This window comes from Paenibacillus sp. MAEPY2 (assembly GCF_000499205.1).
GTDB classification, from domain to species: domain Bacteria; phylum Bacillota; class Bacilli; order Paenibacillales; family Paenibacillaceae; genus Paenibacillus; species Paenibacillus vandeheii.
Genome location: NZ_AWUK01000024.1, coordinates 38033 through 54506 on the forward strand (window position 1 = coordinate 38033; position 16474 = coordinate 54506).

The window sequence follows — 16474 nt, forward strand, 5'->3', positions numbered from 1 at the left end:
CGTCAAACAGCGTTCAGTAGTGAACCTGCTTTGCCATTCTTTTTCGATTAAACGTTAAGAGACTTGCGTATGGACAATGTACTTCCCAAAATACCAACCAGCACACCAAGTCCAATCAAGAGTGTTCCAAACAGCAGCCAAATATCGCCGAGTGGAATCAGATTAAGCATCTGCATGAATACATCCTGACCAATTGTTGCCATCAGTCGGCTGTAGCCGAAGAACAGTACCGCTACCGTAATCGCCGAACCGATCAATCCAATCAATGCCCCTTCAACAAAGAAAGGCCAGCGAATGAACGTGTTGGTGGCTCCAACCAGTTTCATAATACCAATCTCCCGGCGCCGGGCCAGAATCGTTACGCGAATCGTATTCGAGATCAGGAACATGGACATCAAACCCAGTCCCCCGACAAAAATAAATCCGATATTCCGAACAAGTTTCGTAAATTTGAACAACACTTCCACCGTTTCTTTGCCGTAGTTCACTTTCATGATCGGCTTCTCCGGGTGTGTATCGTTCAATGCTTCGATTTTTTGCGCCACAAAAGTGACGGTTTCCGGTTCAATGACCTCTACTTCAATCGTCTCCGGCAGTGGATTGTTATCCACATCGAAACCGCTCAGCACGTTGTCTGCACTTGCTCCCAGACGTTCACGGAACTCCTTGAGTCCTTCTTCTTTGGAGACAAAACGAATTTCACTGACTTCAGGCATGGCACTGATTTCCTGCTCCAGCGTGTTACGCAGGTTCTCATCCACGTTCAGTTCGAGATACGTACTGATCTCGACCTGGCTGTCCACCTGGTTGGCCATGGAATTCACGTTAAGCACCAGCAGCATGAACACACCCAGAATAAGCAGTGACACGATAATGGACATGATGGAGGCTACGGACATCCAGCCGTTGCGGAATACATTTTTGAATCCCTCCCGCAAATGGCGCAAGAGAGTACTAAAATTCATAACCGTATTCCCCTCTCATCTGATCCCGTACAATCTGTCCGCGTTCAATCGCAATAACCCGTTTACGCATCGTATTAACGATATCTTTGTTATGGGTCGCCATCACAATGGTTGTCCCGCGAAAATTAATTTCATCCAGCAGCTGCATAATGCCCCATGACGTCTCCGGATCAAGGTTCCCCGTAGGCTCGTCCGCGATAATAACAGACGGATTGTTCACAATAGCACGCGCGATGGCAATACGCTGCTGTTCCCCACCCGATAACTGCGAAGGTTCACGGTTCGCCTTGCTGCGCAGTCCTACCAGATCAAGCACTTCCATCACTCGCTTCTTGATGTGACGCTTCGGCGCTTCGATAACTTCCATGGCAAATGCCACATTCTCAAATGCGGTCATGCGTGGCAGCAATCTGAAATCCTGGAACACAACGCCGATATTCCGGCGTACATAAGGAATTTTGCGTGGCTTTAACTTCCCGATATTAAATCCGTTAATGGATATTTGTCCTTTGGTCGGAACTTCTTCACGGTACATCAATTTCATAAATGTCGATTTGCCTGCGCCGGACGGACCGACGATATAGACAAATTCATTGCGGTCGATCTTCACCGACACCCCTTGTAATGCGTGGGTACCATTGGCGTAGGTCTTCCACACGTCCTGCATTTCTATCACATCATCACTTCCCGTTGCATAGTTAGCCATTATCATTTCGACACAATCCCGGCATTTCCTTTAAAAAGACCTGAATTTCATCAGGAGAAATCCATTTCGCCCTGTTTTTGATGGTGAAGCTTGGATTCATATGAGTTTTATTGTAACAAATTTGTTACCTATTGAGTACCCGAAAGTTTTCCATCATAGGATCATATATATGGAAAGTGTTACGAATTGCGGAACAACAGAAGTACAAAGGAGTGTACGGATATGAAAAAAATACATTTGACGGTCATTATTCTGTTCTCTATCCTCTTGATCGGTTCCGCGTCCTATGGATTGCTGTATATGTACGTGAACCAGCCTGCTCTACCGAAAGATGTGCGTGTTGGGGAATGGTCGTTGGAAGGAATGAATCGCAAGGAGGTGCAGCAAGCACTGGATGCGCGATTGAAACAACTGAAAGAGTGGCCAGTCACTCTTAAGGTGGAGGATCCGGCAGCCAAAACGATGACGTTCACCGCCGCCCAGACGGGTGCAAATTACAGCGCTGACGACTTCCGGGCTGCCGTACAGCAGCTGGACGAAGGCAATCTGTGGGAGCGAGCTTACGCCCGATATCATTTCACCAAGGAATGGTCCCTGAAGCTGACGTATAATTCAAAATCACTGCAAGAACAACTTAATCCTGCCTGGGAAAAGGAAACCTTCGGTTCACCTGCGGACGCTGTCCGCCGCATTACCGCAAGTGACAAAGTTCAATACATCCCTGAAAAAGGCGTCCGCAGGATCGCCTGGGATGAACTCGCAAACCTGATGCAGGCTAAACTGCACCGGGATTTCGCTGCACTGGATCATGATGTGAAGCCGAACCCTCTACTGATTCAGCTGCCACTTTATACGCTGCAACCTGAAGTGACCCTTAAATCGCTGCGCCAGGAGGGAATTGATCGAAAAATCATTCAGTTCTCCACTAGCCTCGGAAACAGTAGTGAAGGCCGGATACATAACGTCAGCGCAGCAGCGCAAGCGGTTAACGGCTTGATTTTACCGCCAAATGGTACATTTGATTATGAGAAGGTCATCCGTAAAGCCGAAAAAGAATACGGTTTCCGGGAAGCCCCGGTCATCGTAAACGGGCAGCTGACCCCTGGCATTGGGGGCGGCATCTGCCAGGTATCGAGTACAGTCTATAACGCAGCTCTCTTAACCGGACTGGACATTGTAGAGCGTCGCAATCACTCCCTGCCCGTCAAATATTTGCCAAAGGGGCTGGATGCCACGTTCGCCTCAGGTTCAATCAATTTTCGGTTCAAAAACAATACCGGCAAGTCCCTGCTCATTCATGCCAAAGTGGAGGGTGGAAGGTTAACAGTTAAATTTTTCGGCACCTTCCCGGAAAACGTCAGTTATGCACTGGAATCCCGTACGATTGAGACGTTAAGTGTTCCCGTGAAATATGTATCGAGCAATGTGCTGCCTGACGGTGCCCAGCAGGTGCTCCAGAATGGTCAGCCCGGATATATTGTGGAGACAATGCGCACCAAAAGGGTGGATGGCAAAATCGTCGAATCTAAGACCATTACACGTGACACGTACAAAGCACAGAATCGCCTGATTGCCCGCTCTGGTCATGCCAACCTCCCTGATCCCAAGGAGCCTTCTGTTGTAGAGGATGGGATTAGCGACACGAAGCAGCCTTAAACTTTCTTCCACTGGAGTGCCACCACACATACACATGGATAGGTCCAACTCAGCAAAATAATAACAAACAGAAAAAGACACATCTCCCGTTCCCCATACTGGGGCTCCTAAGAGATGTGTCTTAATTAGTTCTATAGATTGTTCTACAGATTCATATTGTGTATGGATCAGACGAGAACTTTTTAATGTCCGCCTGTGTACTCTCCCTGCTCTTCACCTATAACCATCTTCTCCTTACCCATGAAGAATGCAGCAATCAACGCCAGTGCAGCCGGGATCGCAGCCCAGGCAAAGAGCTGCACGATGGATGATGACAGCGCGTGCGTAATGGCGTCCAGCACCTGAGGCGGAATCGCCTTTCTCAGCTCTGGCGACAGCAACGCATGTGGATCGCTCAGATTCACTCCCTGAGGCACGCCGCCTGCAGGAGCACCCGTTCCACCCGCTTCCGCCGCTGATCCGGCGAGGGCATCATTCATTTTGCGTGTAAATACTTGGCTTTGCACGATACCAAAGATCGTAATGCCCATCGTCATCCCCAGCGAACGCAGGAAGTTAAGTGTGGAGCTCGCTGCTCCGCGTCTTTGCGGTTCAAACGCGTTCATGGCTGCATTGCTGAGTACCGAGAATGAAGCTCCGACACCAAGACCAACCATCACCATATATATACGTATCGTCCATAAAGATGAACTTTCATCCAGCGTTGTCAGCAAGCCAAGACCAACCACCAGCAAGGCCAGCGTAGGAATCATAATGCTGCGATATTTGATTTTGGTCATCAGGACCCCACCCAAGGACGCCGTCACAACGGATCCAAGCATCATTGGCAACAGCACGAGACCAGAGTTGGTCGCCTTGCCACCAAGAACACCCTGAATGAAGATCGGAATGTACACGGATGCGGTAATAAACGCCGCACCACTGAACATGCCAATGACGTTACTGGACCAGTACACCCGGTTGCGGAACATGCCGAACGAGATGATGGGTTCCTTGGCTCTCGTTTCTGCAAACAGGAATAGCAGTGCAAGCACCACGAATCCGGCAAACAAACCGAGGATCTGCCACGAGCCCCAAGCATACGTTTTGCCACCCAGTTCAAGCCCGAAGATGAGACAGACCACCGCACCAATCAGTGTGATTGCACCCAGCCAGTCAATCTGTTGGGATTGATGCTGATGCGATTCCTTATAGAAGAATGCAATAAACACAAACGCGATCAGACCAAGCGGCAGGTTGATATAAAATACCCATTCCCATGTCGCATACTGCGTAATGTAAGCACCCAGCAGTGGGCCAAATACGCTGGACAAGCCGAACACAGCTCCAAACAAACCGCCCAATTTGCCTCGTGATTCTGGTGCGACCACATCAAACATAATCGTAAAGGCAATCGGCACCAGTGCACCTGCACCAATACCTTGAATAGCTCTGTACATCGTCAGCTCGACGATTGTTGTTGCCGTTCCACATAATGCGGAGCCAAGCATAAATACCAGTATTCCGAAAACAAAAAACTTCTTCCTTCCATACATGTCGGATAACTTACCGAAGATTGGCATACCCGCCATCTCGGCTACCATATACGCAGAAGTAACCCATACGAACTTGTCGAGCCCACCCAGCTTCCCGACAATGTCGCCCATAGCTGTTGCCACGATGGTATTGTCCATCGAAGCCATCAGTATGCTCAGCAGCAGCCCTGCCAGCACCAATCCAATATTATTTTTACGTGTAGCCATTCTACTCAATCTCTCCCATTCACAACCGATTCATATGACTGAATTAGTATATCCGAAAAGTTACGGTGGATAATCAGTCCAAGGACCGATTGCTTTGCACCAAAACTTCCGATAGCGGATGAATTTGCAGAGAAGAGCGGTATTCCACCGTGCCGATCCGGCAGCCGGGGCCAATTTTTATTTTATCCCCTCGAACAACTTCTGCCTCTGTATACTCCAATTCGATATCGTCGCCTTCGATCATCCCTGCCTTAAGTACCGACTTCTGCCCCGAAAATAGACCTTCGAACAGTTTGCCCTTGCCGCTCTTCACTGAAATGATGGATCCGCCCATTTCCCTGACCTCGGATGGACCCATGATTTTGAGTGTCATTTGTTCAGCGCTGAGCATACCCGCTATCGTAAAACGGCCGTTCAGCTTCATATCCTCCACCTGACAATCGCCTGATACATGAAGCTCCCCTACCACTTTCATATGTTCAGCTTTTGCATACAAGTTAGAAGCATAATGCCCCTCCTGATCTTCATTATCAGCAGCAGCCTGGTCTTTCAGGGAAAGGGTTCCCGTAATTTTGATATCGGTCGATTCAAGAGACCCGTGTATGACCGATGTGCCGGTACATTTGAATTGATCACAGATCAGATTATCAGTAAACGAGGAATCCCCCACTACCTTGACCTTTCCGTATACACCACCAGAAGAACTGCCGTCGCCGATGATGCTAATGTCATGTTTTTTATCCATTGAACTAGCAAAATTATTATTCATGTCGGTCACATCCCTTTCACTCCAAATCAAAATTAAATTCGCTGACTGCTGCCCACCTTGGCATCTGGATCAACCTCTAGTTCACCCGAATATTCGACCACACTGATGTTACATCCGCGACCGATATGAACCTTGTTGCCACGAACAATGTCTGCCTCGGTATCTTCCAGCACGATTTCATCCCCCTCAATTAAGGATGTCTTAAATGAGGGTGTACCGCCCAGTCCAATACTTTTCCAAAAACCAGTCTGTTCCTTACGACGGATATCAATGCGCTCGCCACCAATCTCTTTGGCCGAAGAGGATGTATGCAGCCTGATCTCTACCGTTCCCGCATTCAGGAAGCCACTGATTTTAATATTTCCCTGAACGTTCAGGGACTCACATTGTACGTCACCTTCAATATCAATCACGCCGCCAATATCGATTCGTTCCCCATTCACTCGTCCGCGTACGGTACATTTTCCGTTAACTTCAAGCTCAGGGCTATGGAGGTCTCCATTAATCGTAGTCAAGCCATCCACACGAACACGAGAACTGTTCAAAGGGCCATTCAGCGTGCACATGCCGTTAATCGTTGCACTTTCTGCACTCAAAGCTCCATGCATCTTCAATGTTCCATTCACATTAAGGGAGGTACAGTCCAGGTTACCGTTTACCTTAGCCATGCCATCAATGGATACCCGGTGAAATTCCCCACCTGCCGTTTGGCTCAAGCCTGCTACGTTCAGATCATTGCACAAATTACGTTCCTCCATATATGACCCACTCCTTATCCCAATTTGAGTTTTAGCTCTTCCATAAACGTTCCCATGGGCTGTCTAAGAACAACCTTCACACCATTGTCAAAATAAAGCTCCGTCCCTGCCGTTACCAGCATGAATAAAGGGACACCCATCTTGCGAATAAGAACCAGCTCGCTTGGTTTGCCTGTGAAACGATAATAATGCTCCGACATGACGTCGATGAGCAGCGTACCCTCCTGGCGGGTAATATCCCCGCTCATTAGCAGCTTGTCAAGGACATAGAGCATCATGATCTGATCCAATGCATACAACGGCCGCTCCCGGCCTGCTTCATTCAACAGCTCGAGCGAAATGTTCGAAACAATGTTTCGCTCCAATAGCTGCTCAGCGGACATTTCCACTTCACCCAAAGTTGGTGAAAACACGTCTGCCAGTTCATCCAGCGACAATCCGTCCTTCATATTGAGAATCTTGTCAATCCGCAGTAATATCTGTTGCTTTGGAAAAAAAGTCTCTTGTCCGGTATAGGACGACTTCCGAATAAACCATTCCTCTGGAATGAGATTCTTCCGCTTCCAGCGGTATAACTGGCCATAGGAGATGCCCGTCAGGTCCAGCAATTCTTTTTTGGAGATCAAATCATCCGTCATATATGGTCCCCCTTTACGTTGAAAACAGTGTAACATAACATTGTTACGCTGTAAAGAGAGCGAACAACATGGTGAATGGAATCTCCGATTTTTGTTCATATCTACTGCTCCCACATAAAAATCCATATGCTTTTGGAAGCGCTTATTTTCTTTGTTCCTACAGTGGATCTTGTTATTGCGTCGAAAGAGATTTACGTATAACCTGTTTACTACAGATACTTTGGAGCCATTTCCACTCCAGACCCATCCTCTCGTTTCAATTCAGAACCTTCATCAATGAATTATGAAAGGGGTTACTTTAACACATGGCACTTATTCAATGTAATTTTTACTCGGACACGCTTGGTCTAAGCACCAGCATGCATGTTATTCTGCCACAACAAACCCAAAATCAGATTGGTATGGAGAGCGTAGCGGGCCAAGGACTGCATCCCACACTGTATCTGCTGCACGGTCTATCGGACGATGACTCCATCTGGCTGCGCCGTACATCCATCGAACGATATGTTGCCGACCTTGGTATTGCCGTTGTGATGCCTCAGGTTCATCGCAGCTTCTATACGGATATGGCTGAAGGTGGACGTTATTGGACATTCATTAGCGAAGAGCTGCCTGCACTCGCTCGTTCCTTCTTCCCGCTATCTCACCAACGTGAAGACAACTATGTTGCCGGATTGTCCATGGGTGGCTACGGGGCATTCAAGCTTGCGCTTCGGAAACCGGATCAATACGCTGCCGCGGCAAGTTTGTCGGGAGCGCTCGACATGGTAGCGCATTTGGATAATATGAATTCCAGCCCACTCTGGCGGGCCGAAATGGAACGTATCTTTGGGCCGAAGATTGCAGGCTCGGAGAACGATCTGCTGCAACTACTGAAGGAGAACCAAGCGAGCAGTGGACCTAGGCCATTGCTCTATCAATGCTGTGGTACGGAAGACTTCCTGTATGAGCAGAACCAGTCCTTCCGTGAAGCCTGTTCCCAGACTGATCTCCAATTGACCTATGAGGAGGAACCCGGTGAACATGAGTGGGGCTATTGGGACAAGAAGATTCAGAATGTATTGAAATGGTTGCCTTTACCTAAACGCGTCTAGTCGAGAAATTTAAATGTAGCAACAACTGCATTTTACATGGATATGTACAGGGAATAACTATATAAGTTTTATAAGTTCAACTAATGAATATTTACACTAGCACTCCAATGACCAGAACAAGCTTCTGATCTCTGTAATATACAAAAAGCAGGCCCTTGAGAATAAATCTCTGGCCTGCTTTTACATTTCATACTCTTTTTCACTATAGTAAATGTGACATTAACCTCGATTGGTAATCCATTGCTCTGTCATTTCAAGCACCTTCTCACTACGTGCAATCGCCTCAGCTACCTGGTTCGAAGCTGTTCCGCCGTATACGTTACGAGCATTTACAACCGCTTCCGGTTGCAGTACATCGTAAATACGCTCATCGAATAGCGGAGAGAATTGACGGAATTCATCAATTGTCAGATCCAGCAGGTACTTGCCGTTTTGGATACAGTACAATACGGTTTTACCGATAACCTCATGCGCTTGGCGGAACGGCAAACCTTCGCCCACGAGGAAGTCCGCAATATCCGTAGCGTTTGAGAAATCCTGATTGACCGCTTGACGCATCCGTCCTTTGTTGACCGTCATCGTTGCGATCATCGGTGCGAACAATTGAAGTGCACCCTCCAGCGTCGCCACAGTGTCAAACATGCCTTCCTTGTCTTCCTGCATGTCCTTGTTGTAAGCAAGCGGCAGAGATTTCAGCACGGTCAGCAAACCGATCAGGTTGCCGTACACACGTCCTGTTTTACCACGAACAAGTTCAGGAACGTCCGGATTTTTCTTCTGTGGCATAATGCTGCTGCCCGTGCAGAATGCATCGTCCAGTTCAACAAAACCAAACTCCGTGCTGCTCCACAGGACCAACTCTTCGCTCAGACGGGATAAATGAGTCATGATCAGCGATGCAGCTGCCAGGAACTCCACGATAAAGTCACGGTCGCTGACCGCGTCCAGACTGTTCTCGTAGACACCGTCGAAGCCCAATTGTTCCGCCACAAAATGACGATCAATCGGGAACGTTGTGCCTGCAAGGGCACCTGCACCCAGTGGCAAGACGTTAATGCGTTTGTAGCTGTCCATAAGACGCTCCGCATCCCGTTGGAACATGGATACATACGCCATCAGGTGATGGGCGAACAGAATCGGTTGTGCACGTTGAAGATGCGTATATCCCGGTACGATCGTATCGAGATTATCTTTGGCTTGTCCGATCAGCGCTTCCTGCAACGAGTGCAGCATGCCAACAAATCCAACCACGCGCTCACGCAAGTACAAATGCATATCCGTTGCTACCTGATCATTCCGGCTGCGTCCTGTATGTAATTTGCCACCTACAGGGCCGATGGTATCGATCAGATTTTTCTCAATGTTCATGTGGATGTCTTCATCCGATACGGAGAATTCCACTTCGCCTGCGCGGATTTTATGCAGAACGGTGATCAAACCTTCCTTGATCGTCTCTACATCCTCTGCCGGAAGAATGCCGCATTTGCCCAGCATCGTTACATGAGCCAGACTTCCTTGAATATCTTCCTCGGCCAACGCTTTATCAAAATTGATTGACGCTGTGTATTCCTCAACCAGGTGATTGGTTTGTTTGGTAAAACGTCCTCCCCACAGCTTGCTCACAGTGAGTACTCCCCTTTCGCTCATGGACAAAGCCGCTCCTGCCAGATGTGCAAGAACGGCCCGCCTTGTCAGTTATAATCGTGATGCTCTATATGCAGATGAAATTAGTTTTTGTTTTGCTCCACACCGGAGTTTACTTTCAAACGCAATGCATTCAGGCGGATAAAGCCCGTTGCATCCCCTTGATCGTATGCTTGTGTAGGATCAGCTTCCATTGTGGCAATGTCCGGGTTGTACAGGCTGACAGGGCTTTTCACACCTGCGCCAATGATGTTGCCTTTATACAGTTTCACACGAACGGTACCTGTTACATTTTTCTGGCTTTCCGTTACCAGTGCTTGCAGCGCCAGACGTTCCGGTGCGAACCAGAAGCCGTTGTAAACGAGTGTGCTGTAACGTGTGATCAGACTGTCACGCAGGTTCATGACTTCACGGTCCATCGTGATGGATTCCATTTTGCGGTGTGCCGTGAATAGAATAGTTCCACCCGGTGTCTCGTATACGCCACGACTCTTCATGCCGACAAAGCGGTTCTCAACCATGTCCACACGACCGATACCATGTTTACCACCAAGTTCGTTCAGTTGCTCCATCACTTGCAGTGGGCTTAAACGCTCACCATTCAGTGCAACACAATTACCTTGTTCAAAATCAAGTACAACATATTCCGCTTGATCCGGTGCATCTTCAGGTGCGCTGCTGAGCAGGAACATGTCTTTGTTCTCGTCCGTACTTGGATCGAACCAAGGATCTTCAAGCACACCGCTCTCATAACTGATATGCAGCAGGTTACGGTCTGTGGAGTACGGCTTAGCTGCCGACGCCGTTACCGGAATGCCGTGTTCTTCAGCATAAGCAATCATCTCAGCACGTCCCGGGAACTGGTTGCGGAATTCTTCCAGACGCCAAGGTGCGATGACTTGAATGTCTGGTGTAAGCGCAGCTGCGTTCAACTCAAAACGAACCTGGTCATTCCCTTTACCCGTAGCGCCGTGAGCAATCGCAGTAGCGCCTTCTGCACGAGCGATATCGACCATACGTTTAGCGATCAGTGGACGTGCGATGCTTGTACCGAGCAGGTATTGTCCTTCATAAAGGGCACCTGCCTGGAACATTGGATAGATGAAATCTTTGGCGAACTCGTCGCGCAGATCGTCGATGTACACTTTGGAAGCGCCTGTAGCGAGAGCTTTTTCCTCAAGGCCGTCCAGTTCATCCTTTTGTCCGATATCTGCCGTAAATGCGATAATCTCCGCATCATATGTTTCTTTCAACCATTTCAAAATTACAGATGTGTCCAACCCGCCAGAATAAGCGAGTACGATTTTTTCCTTAGCCATGTTCAATGGTCCTCCCCAAGTTCAGTTGCTTAATCTATCATCGCGAAATCTGTGCCTAAAATCAACCCATTCAGGCAAACAGCGTCTATTCGCTCATTAACGCAGCCATTAACGCTTTCTGCGCATGCAGCCGGTTCTCCGCCTGATCAAAGATCAGGGAGTTTGGACCGTCAATCACTCCGGCACTCACTTCTTCTCCACGGTGAGCTGGCAGGCAGTGCAGAAACATATAATCCGGCTTCGCGCCTTTCATCAGTTCCTCATCCACCTGATACGCGGCGAATGCTTGTTCACGAACCTTCTGCTCTTCTTCAAAACCCATGCTTGCCCATACATCTGTATACACGATATCTGCATCTTTCACAGCTTCCTGTGCACTGTACGTTACAGTCACTTGTGAGCCGCTCTCCTGTGCAATGCTGCGCGCCTGCTCTACCACTGCGCTGTCAGGCTCATAACCTTCCGGAGTCGCTACTGCTACATTCATACCCATCTTCGCTGCACCAAGCATCAGAGAATGGGCCATGTTATTGCCGTCTCCGACATAAGCCATTTTCAGACCTTCCAGCTTGCCTTTGTGCTCCAGCACGGTTTGGAAGTCTGCGAGTACCTGGCATGGATGCGCTGCATCACTCAAGCCGTTAATAACTGGAACATCTGCATGTTGTGCCAGTTCAGTCACATTATGGTGTCCAAAGGTCCGAATCATGATGCCATCCAGGTAACGTGACAAGACTTTAGCTGTATCATGTGTCGTTTCGCCGCGACCGAGTTGAATATCGTTTTTGCTCAAGAAGAGCGCGTGACCACCTAGTTGGAACATGCCTACTTCAAAGGATACACGTGTACGCGTAGATGATTTTTCAAAAATGAGTCCGATCGTTTTGCCTTGGAGTGGCTGATACGGTACGCCGTTTTTTTGTTTGCCTTTAATCTCAATCGCAAGGTCCAGCAAATAGCGAATTTCCTCCGCTGTATAATCTGTAAACTCAATAAAATCACGACCTCTAAGATCGACCTTCTGGACCTTCACCGTCTGTTGTGTTTGTGTCATGTTCATTTTGTCCTCCTTATTTCCGGTTCCCTGCACCCGCATGGGCAGAAGAGTGTAGAAGCTTGAGCTCTTGCCATCCGGCTGCTCACTTTCATCTTCTGCTAATTTACCGCGCGGCTACAGGGATTCATCATCTTGTTCTGCTTCGAGGCCAGTAAAGGCCCCGAGTCAGAAAGGTTCTATAAAGTCTTATTAAGCGTTCTTCGCCGCCACATGCTCTTCAATTAACGTAGCTACCAAGGATACCGCCTCATCGATCTCTTCCTTGCTCACATACAAGTTTGGAAGCAGACGAATGACATTCGGTCCTGCGGAAACAAAGAGAATGCCTCGCTTCTGACCAGCGAGCACGATGTCTCCCACCGCTTCAGCACATTCGATCCCAACAAGCAGACCCAGACCCCGAACTTCTTTTACAAACGACTTACCAGCTAAACGCTCCCGCAGAGAGTTCATCAGGTATTCGCCCATTTCAGCTGCACGCTCTGGCAGTTGATCTTCGAGCATCGTTTCAATCGTTGCAATGACAACCGAGGAAGCGAGTGGTGTACCGCCAAAAGTCGTTGCATGGCTGCCCGCAGTAAACGCATCTTTCAAATAACCTTTACCCAGCATCGCACCTACAGGGAATCCACTACCAATACCTTTAGCTACGGTGAAAATGTCCGGCTCAATGCCATAATGCTCGTGCGCAAACAGTTTGCCTGTACGTCCCATTCCTGTCTGAACCTCGTCTACGATCAACAGCAGTCCGTGCTCTTCACACATTTTCCGAACGTGATGGACAAACTCCGGTTTGACCGGATGTACTCCACCCTCGGCCTGCACCATCTCCAGCATAATCGCTGCTGTATTGGGTCCGATCGCCGCTTCGAGTGCCGCTGTGTCATGCAAAGGAACCGTTACGAATCCGGCTGGCAATGGCAAAAATCCTTCTTTCACCTTATCCTGCCCAGTTGCTGTCAAGGTTGCGAGTGTCCGTCCGTGGAAGGATTGGGCAAATGTAATAACTTCGTACCGACCTGTGCCTTTTACCTTCTGGTGATAGCGACGAGCCAGTTTAATTGCCGCTTCATTCGCTTCTGCACCACTGTTACAAAAGAACACCGCGTCTGCGCATGTATTTGCTGTCAACAAAGCCGCTGCTTTTTCCTGACCCGGAATCTGGAACAGGTTGGATACATGCCACAGCTCATCAATCTGCGCTTTCAGCTTGGCTCCGACTTTCTCCGGTGCATGGCCCAGACTCGTTACAGCCAACCCGCACATGAAATCAAGATAACGATTGCCCTGATCATCCCATAGCCAGCTGCCTTTACCCTTGACCAGGCTGATTGGATAACGCGCATACGTTTGGAAAAGAGAGCTATCTGTCTGTGCCGCTGCACCTGTCGCCGCTACGCCCGCTACTGCTGTGCCAGAACCTGGTTGTTCATTGCCTTTTGCCATCACCTATCACACTCCTATTCCTTTGTATGAGTACACTTATAAGGTGAATAAAACATAACACTAGACCCTCCGATTGCAGTACCATCTTCCGATCGCTGTTATCCCCAGATTTCTTTGACTCCCTGTTCAACGGGAGAAATCCCGGGGATAAAGGCGCACGCTTCGCTTCTTCAGATTGGTTCTGCACTCTTCGTTATCGTGTTATGCACCCCTTCACAAAACTTCATGTACAAAATGTTGATTCCACTGGTTATCACAAGTTCGCATTATTGCATACGCATAATTCGGGTTCCGATCGTTTCTCCGCCAAGCACACGGCTCAGGATCTGTGGTTCGCTGCCGTCTACGATTACGACCTCACGCACTTTGCCGTGAATACAAGCAATCGCTGCACGCACCTTTGGAATCATGCCGCCATAGATTTCTCCAGTTTGAATCATATCCTCAATCTCCTGTACGGAGACAGTTGCCAATACTTTTTTCTTGCCGCCTGCGGTCTTCATGATGCCAGGGACATCGGTTACTACAATCATCCGGCTAACTCCAAGATGGGAAGCTACGGCACCTGCGGCTGTATCCGCGTTGATGTTATAGCGCTGACCAGTTGCATCTACACCAACCGGCGCGATAACTGGCATATAACCCATATTTACAATTCCTTGAATAATCTCCGCGTTAACGCCCGTTACGTCACCTACCCAGCCAATCTCTGCATGGTTGCTAACCGGTTTCGCCTGGATCAGACCACCGTCTACACCCGACAAACCCAGCGCACGTCCACCAACACGTTGGATCAGACGTACGATTTGTTTGTTAATACTCCCTGCAAGAACCATCTCCACGACGTCCAGCACGGGTTCCGTCGTCTTCCGCAATCCGTTCACGAACTCGGTCTCAATGCCCAGCTTCGCTAAATTATCCGAGATTGCAGGGCCGCCGCCATGCACGATGACCGGCTGAGTTCCCTGGGACTGCAAGTCACGCAGATCTGCAAAAAAGGAGTCAGGCAACGCCGCCAGCGTGCTGCCTCCGCATTTCATAACAAACGTCTGCTTCTCGGCACCTGCCTCAGCTCCGGTACTCTCATTTTGCAATGTTGAATTCATGAGGGCACTCCTTTCGTTTAAAAAGTTCTAAAGGGCTTAACACTTATTTAATGCGATATTCGTTGGCTGACCGTTCCGAATCCGGATCGTTCTTTCGATCGCTGTTGTCTCCAAGTTTTTGGGATTCCCCTTCTCTAAGGGGAAAACTCGGAGACAAAGGCGAACGCTACGCTTCTACAGAATCGATTCCGACTTCTCCACTGCCTTCGCCAGGTATCAGCAACCACATAAAGTTCAATCCTTATACATTTTCTATATATTTACGAAACAGCTTCTTATAGGGAAGCTGTTAGCTTCAATAAAATTAATTCAAAATATTAATTACGTGCGGTATGCCGCGTTAATTCGTACATAGTCATACGTCAGGTCACAGCCCCAAGCGATGGCTGTTCCCTCGCCGTGGTACAGATCGACTACAATACGTACGGTATCGGTCTGCAAGTAGGCCAGTGCCGCTTCTTCGTCAAATACAACAGGACGTGATTGAGCAAGTACAGAAATGTCTCCCAGACGGATATCAACCGTCTCCGGGTTCACCGGCTGTCCTGCGCGCCCTACAGCTGCAATAATTCGTCCCCAGTTGGCATCCGCGCCAAACATGGCGGATTTCACGAGACTCGATCCAATGACAGTCTTCGCAATGGCTTGCGCGGATTCATCACTTACCGCACCTGTTACCTGTACCTCAACCAGTTTTGTTGCTCCTTCACCATCACGCGCAATGGCTTTGGCGAGTACTTCGCACACATAGGTAAATCCAGCAGCAAAAGCTTCCCAATCCGGATGCTCCGTGGTCAGCTCTTCGTTGTCTGCCAGACCGCTGGACATTGCCACCAGCATGTCGTTCGTGCTCGTATCTCCATCTACCGTAATCATGTTGAATGTATGATTGGTCGCCTGGCGCAATAGGCGCTGCAACGCTTCTGCGCCAATGACTGCGTCCGAGGTCATAAAGGCCAGCATGGTCGCCATATTCGGATGAATCATCCCCGATCCTTTGGCAGCACCTGCAATTGTAATCGTTTTGCCGTTCACCTCAACGGCGACGCAGGCTTCTTTTTTCACCAGATCAGTTGTCAGAATAGCTTGGGAAAAATGCTCTGCTTCTCCTGCTTCCTTGCCCAAGCGTGCCGGAAGTCCGCTAATCCCCGAGTGCACAGCGTCCATCTTCAGCAATTCACCAATGACACCTGTGGAAGCGACAGCAACATCCTCTTCCGCTACGCCCAATTCACGTGCAGCCGCCGTACGCATGGCGTAGGCATCCTCTTCCCCCTGTTGTCCGGTACAGGCATTGGCATTCCCGCTGTTCACGATGACTGCCTGAAGGCATCCATTGCTCAAGCTCTCACGCGTGACTTTCAAAGGTGCGGCCTGGAATACGTTCGTTGTATACACCGCAGCTGCAGTTGCCGGTACGTCACAGCGGATCGCTCCGATGTCGTTGCGAGATGTTTTTTTCAAACCACAATGCAATCCGCCAGCACTGAACCCGCGCGGGGTTACAATCGTTCCGTTCTCAACTATCGTAAAAGCCTTTTGCTCCACATTCGTTTCCATATGTTATCCCCCGT

General features: G+C 48.9%; 14 protein-coding genes. 2 read left to right on the top strand and 12 right to left on the bottom strand.

All coding sequences use genetic code 11. The features are described from left to right. Positions 1-47 precede the first annotated feature (47 nt). Both ftsX and ftsE read right to left on the bottom strand, forming a co-directional pair. Positions 48-965 carry a permease-like cell division protein FtsX gene (gene ftsX / locus P364_RS0118560; protein WP_024631579.1) on the bottom strand — a complete coding sequence of 306 codons (918 nt, stop codon included), beginning with the start codon at positions 963-965 and terminating at the stop codon, positions 48-50. Then, the gene (ftsE, locus tag P364_RS0118565; protein WP_024631580.1) at positions 955-1641 is read right to left on the bottom strand and encodes a cell division ATP-binding protein FtsE; all 687 of its coding nucleotides are present in this window, start codon (positions 1639-1641) and stop codon (positions 955-957) included. The genes ftsX and ftsE overlap by 11 nt, the downstream gene beginning before the upstream one ends. 252 nt (positions 1642-1893) lie before the next feature. Between ftsE and P364_RS0118570 the strand changes: the two genes are divergently transcribed. Next, positions 1894-3327, top strand: a complete 1434-nt coding sequence (locus tag P364_RS0118570; RefSeq protein WP_024631581.1) for a VanW family protein — start codon at positions 1894-1896, stop codon at positions 3325-3327. A 182-nt stretch (positions 3328-3509) separates the two neighbouring features. On the opposite strand, the gene P364_RS0118575 is transcribed toward P364_RS0118570, so the two are convergent. The 4 genes from P364_RS0118575 to P364_RS0118590 all read right to left on the bottom strand — a co-directional run bounded on the left by P364_RS0118575 (position 3510) and on the right by P364_RS0118590 (position 7234). Continuing rightward, the gene (locus P364_RS0118575) at positions 3510-5069 is read right to left on the bottom strand and encodes an MDR family MFS transporter (protein WP_024631582.1); all 1560 of its coding nucleotides are present in this window, start codon (positions 5067-5069) and stop codon (positions 3510-3512) included. Positions 5070-5142: 73 nt separating this feature from the next. Continuing rightward, positions 5143-5838 (bottom strand): hypothetical protein, encoded by a 696-nt coding sequence (locus P364_RS36265; protein WP_024631583.1) that lies wholly within the window; start codon positions 5836-5838, stop codon positions 5143-5145. A gap of 32 nt (positions 5839-5870) precedes the next feature. Then, positions 5871-6596, bottom strand: coding sequence for a polymer-forming cytoskeletal protein (locus P364_RS0118585; RefSeq protein WP_024631584.1), 726 nt, complete (start codon positions 6594-6596; stop codon positions 5871-5873). Between the two features lie 14 nt (positions 6597-6610). Further along, on the bottom strand, positions 6611-7234 hold the full coding sequence (locus P364_RS0118590) for a YhbD family protein (protein WP_024631585.1): 624 nt from the start codon (positions 7232-7234) through the stop codon (positions 6611-6613). A 305-nt stretch (positions 7235-7539) separates the two neighbouring features. Here P364_RS0118590 and P364_RS0118595 point away from each other — a divergent pair, with 305 nt between their 5' ends. Then, positions 7540-8328, top strand: a complete 789-nt coding sequence (locus P364_RS0118595; protein WP_024631586.1) for an alpha/beta hydrolase — start codon at positions 7540-7542, stop codon at positions 8326-8328. A gap of 219 nt (positions 8329-8547) precedes the next feature. Here P364_RS0118595 and argH read toward each other — a convergent pair whose 3' ends face one another. From argH to argJ, 6 genes are all read right to left on the bottom strand, one after another. Beyond that, entirely contained in the window at positions 8548-9951 is a 1404-nt protein-coding gene (gene argH, locus P364_RS0118600) for an argininosuccinate lyase (RefSeq protein WP_024631587.1), read from the bottom strand. A gap of 104 nt (positions 9952-10055) precedes the next feature. Then, complete coding sequence (locus P364_RS0118605; protein ID WP_024631588.1) at positions 10056-11291, bottom strand: argininosuccinate synthase; 1236 nt, start codon at positions 11289-11291, stop codon at positions 10056-10058. A gap of 85 nt (positions 11292-11376) precedes the next feature. Continuing rightward, entirely contained in the window at positions 11377-12345 is a 969-nt protein-coding gene (argF, locus tag P364_RS0118610; protein ID WP_024631589.1) for an ornithine carbamoyltransferase, read from the bottom strand. A gap of 192 nt (positions 12346-12537) precedes the next feature. Then, a complete protein-coding gene (locus P364_RS0118615) occupies positions 12538-13794 on the bottom strand; it encodes an acetylornithine transaminase (RefSeq protein WP_024631590.1) in 1257 nt (418 codons plus the stop codon). A 266-nt stretch (positions 13795-14060) separates the two neighbouring features. Beyond that, entirely contained in the window at positions 14061-14900 is an 840-nt protein-coding gene (gene argB, locus P364_RS0118620; RefSeq protein WP_024631591.1) for an acetylglutamate kinase, read from the bottom strand. A 321-nt stretch (positions 14901-15221) separates the two neighbouring features. Further along, positions 15222-16460: a bifunctional glutamate N-acetyltransferase/amino-acid acetyltransferase ArgJ gene (gene argJ / locus P364_RS0118625; protein WP_173405234.1), complete on the bottom strand. Its 1239-nt coding sequence runs from the start codon at positions 16458-16460 to the stop codon at positions 15222-15224. Between the last annotated feature and the right edge of the window lie 14 nt (positions 16461-16474).

Bases quoted from the DNA above. Each gene is read 5' to 3' on its own strand.
- P364_RS0118590 (WP_024631585.1), bottom strand. From the start codon at position 7,234: ATGACGGATGATTTGATCTCCAAAAAAGAATTGCTGGACCTGACGGGC.
- argB (WP_024631591.1), bottom strand. From the start codon at position 14,900: ATGAATTCAACATTGCAAAATGAGAGTACCGGAGCTGAGGCAGGTGCC.
- P364_RS0118585 (WP_024631584.1), bottom strand. From the start codon at position 6,596: ATGGAGGAACGTAATTTGTGCAATGATCTGAACGTAGCAGGCTTGAGC.
- P364_RS0118575 (WP_024631582.1), bottom strand. From the start codon at position 5,069: ATGGCTACACGTAAAAATAATATTGGATTGGTGCTGGCAGGGCTGCTG.
- P364_RS0118570 (WP_024631581.1), top strand. From the start codon at position 1,894: ATGAAAAAAATACATTTGACGGTCATTATTCTGTTCTCTATCCTCTTG.
- argF (WP_024631589.1), bottom strand. From the start codon at position 12,345: ATGACACAAACACAACAGACGGTGAAGGTCCAGAAGGTCGATCTTAGA.
- P364_RS0118605 (WP_024631588.1), bottom strand. From the start codon at position 11,291: ATGGCTAAGGAAAAAATCGTACTCGCTTATTCTGGCGGGTTGGACACA.
- ftsX (WP_024631579.1), bottom strand. From the start codon at position 965: ATGAATTTTAGTACTCTCTTGCGCCATTTGCGGGAGGGATTCAAAAAT.
- P364_RS36265 (WP_024631583.1), bottom strand. From the start codon at position 5,838: ATGAATAATAATTTTGCTAGTTCAATGGATAAAAAACATGACATTAGC.
- P364_RS0118615 (WP_024631590.1), bottom strand. From the start codon at position 13,794: ATGGCAAAAGGCAATGAACAACCAGGTTCTGGCACAGCAGTAGCGGGC.
- argJ (WP_173405234.1), bottom strand. From the start codon at position 16,460: ATGGAAACGAATGTGGAGCAAAAGGCTTTTACGATAGTTGAGAACGGA.
- P364_RS0118595 (WP_024631586.1), top strand. From the start codon at position 7,540: ATGGCACTTATTCAATGTAATTTTTACTCGGACACGCTTGGTCTAAGC.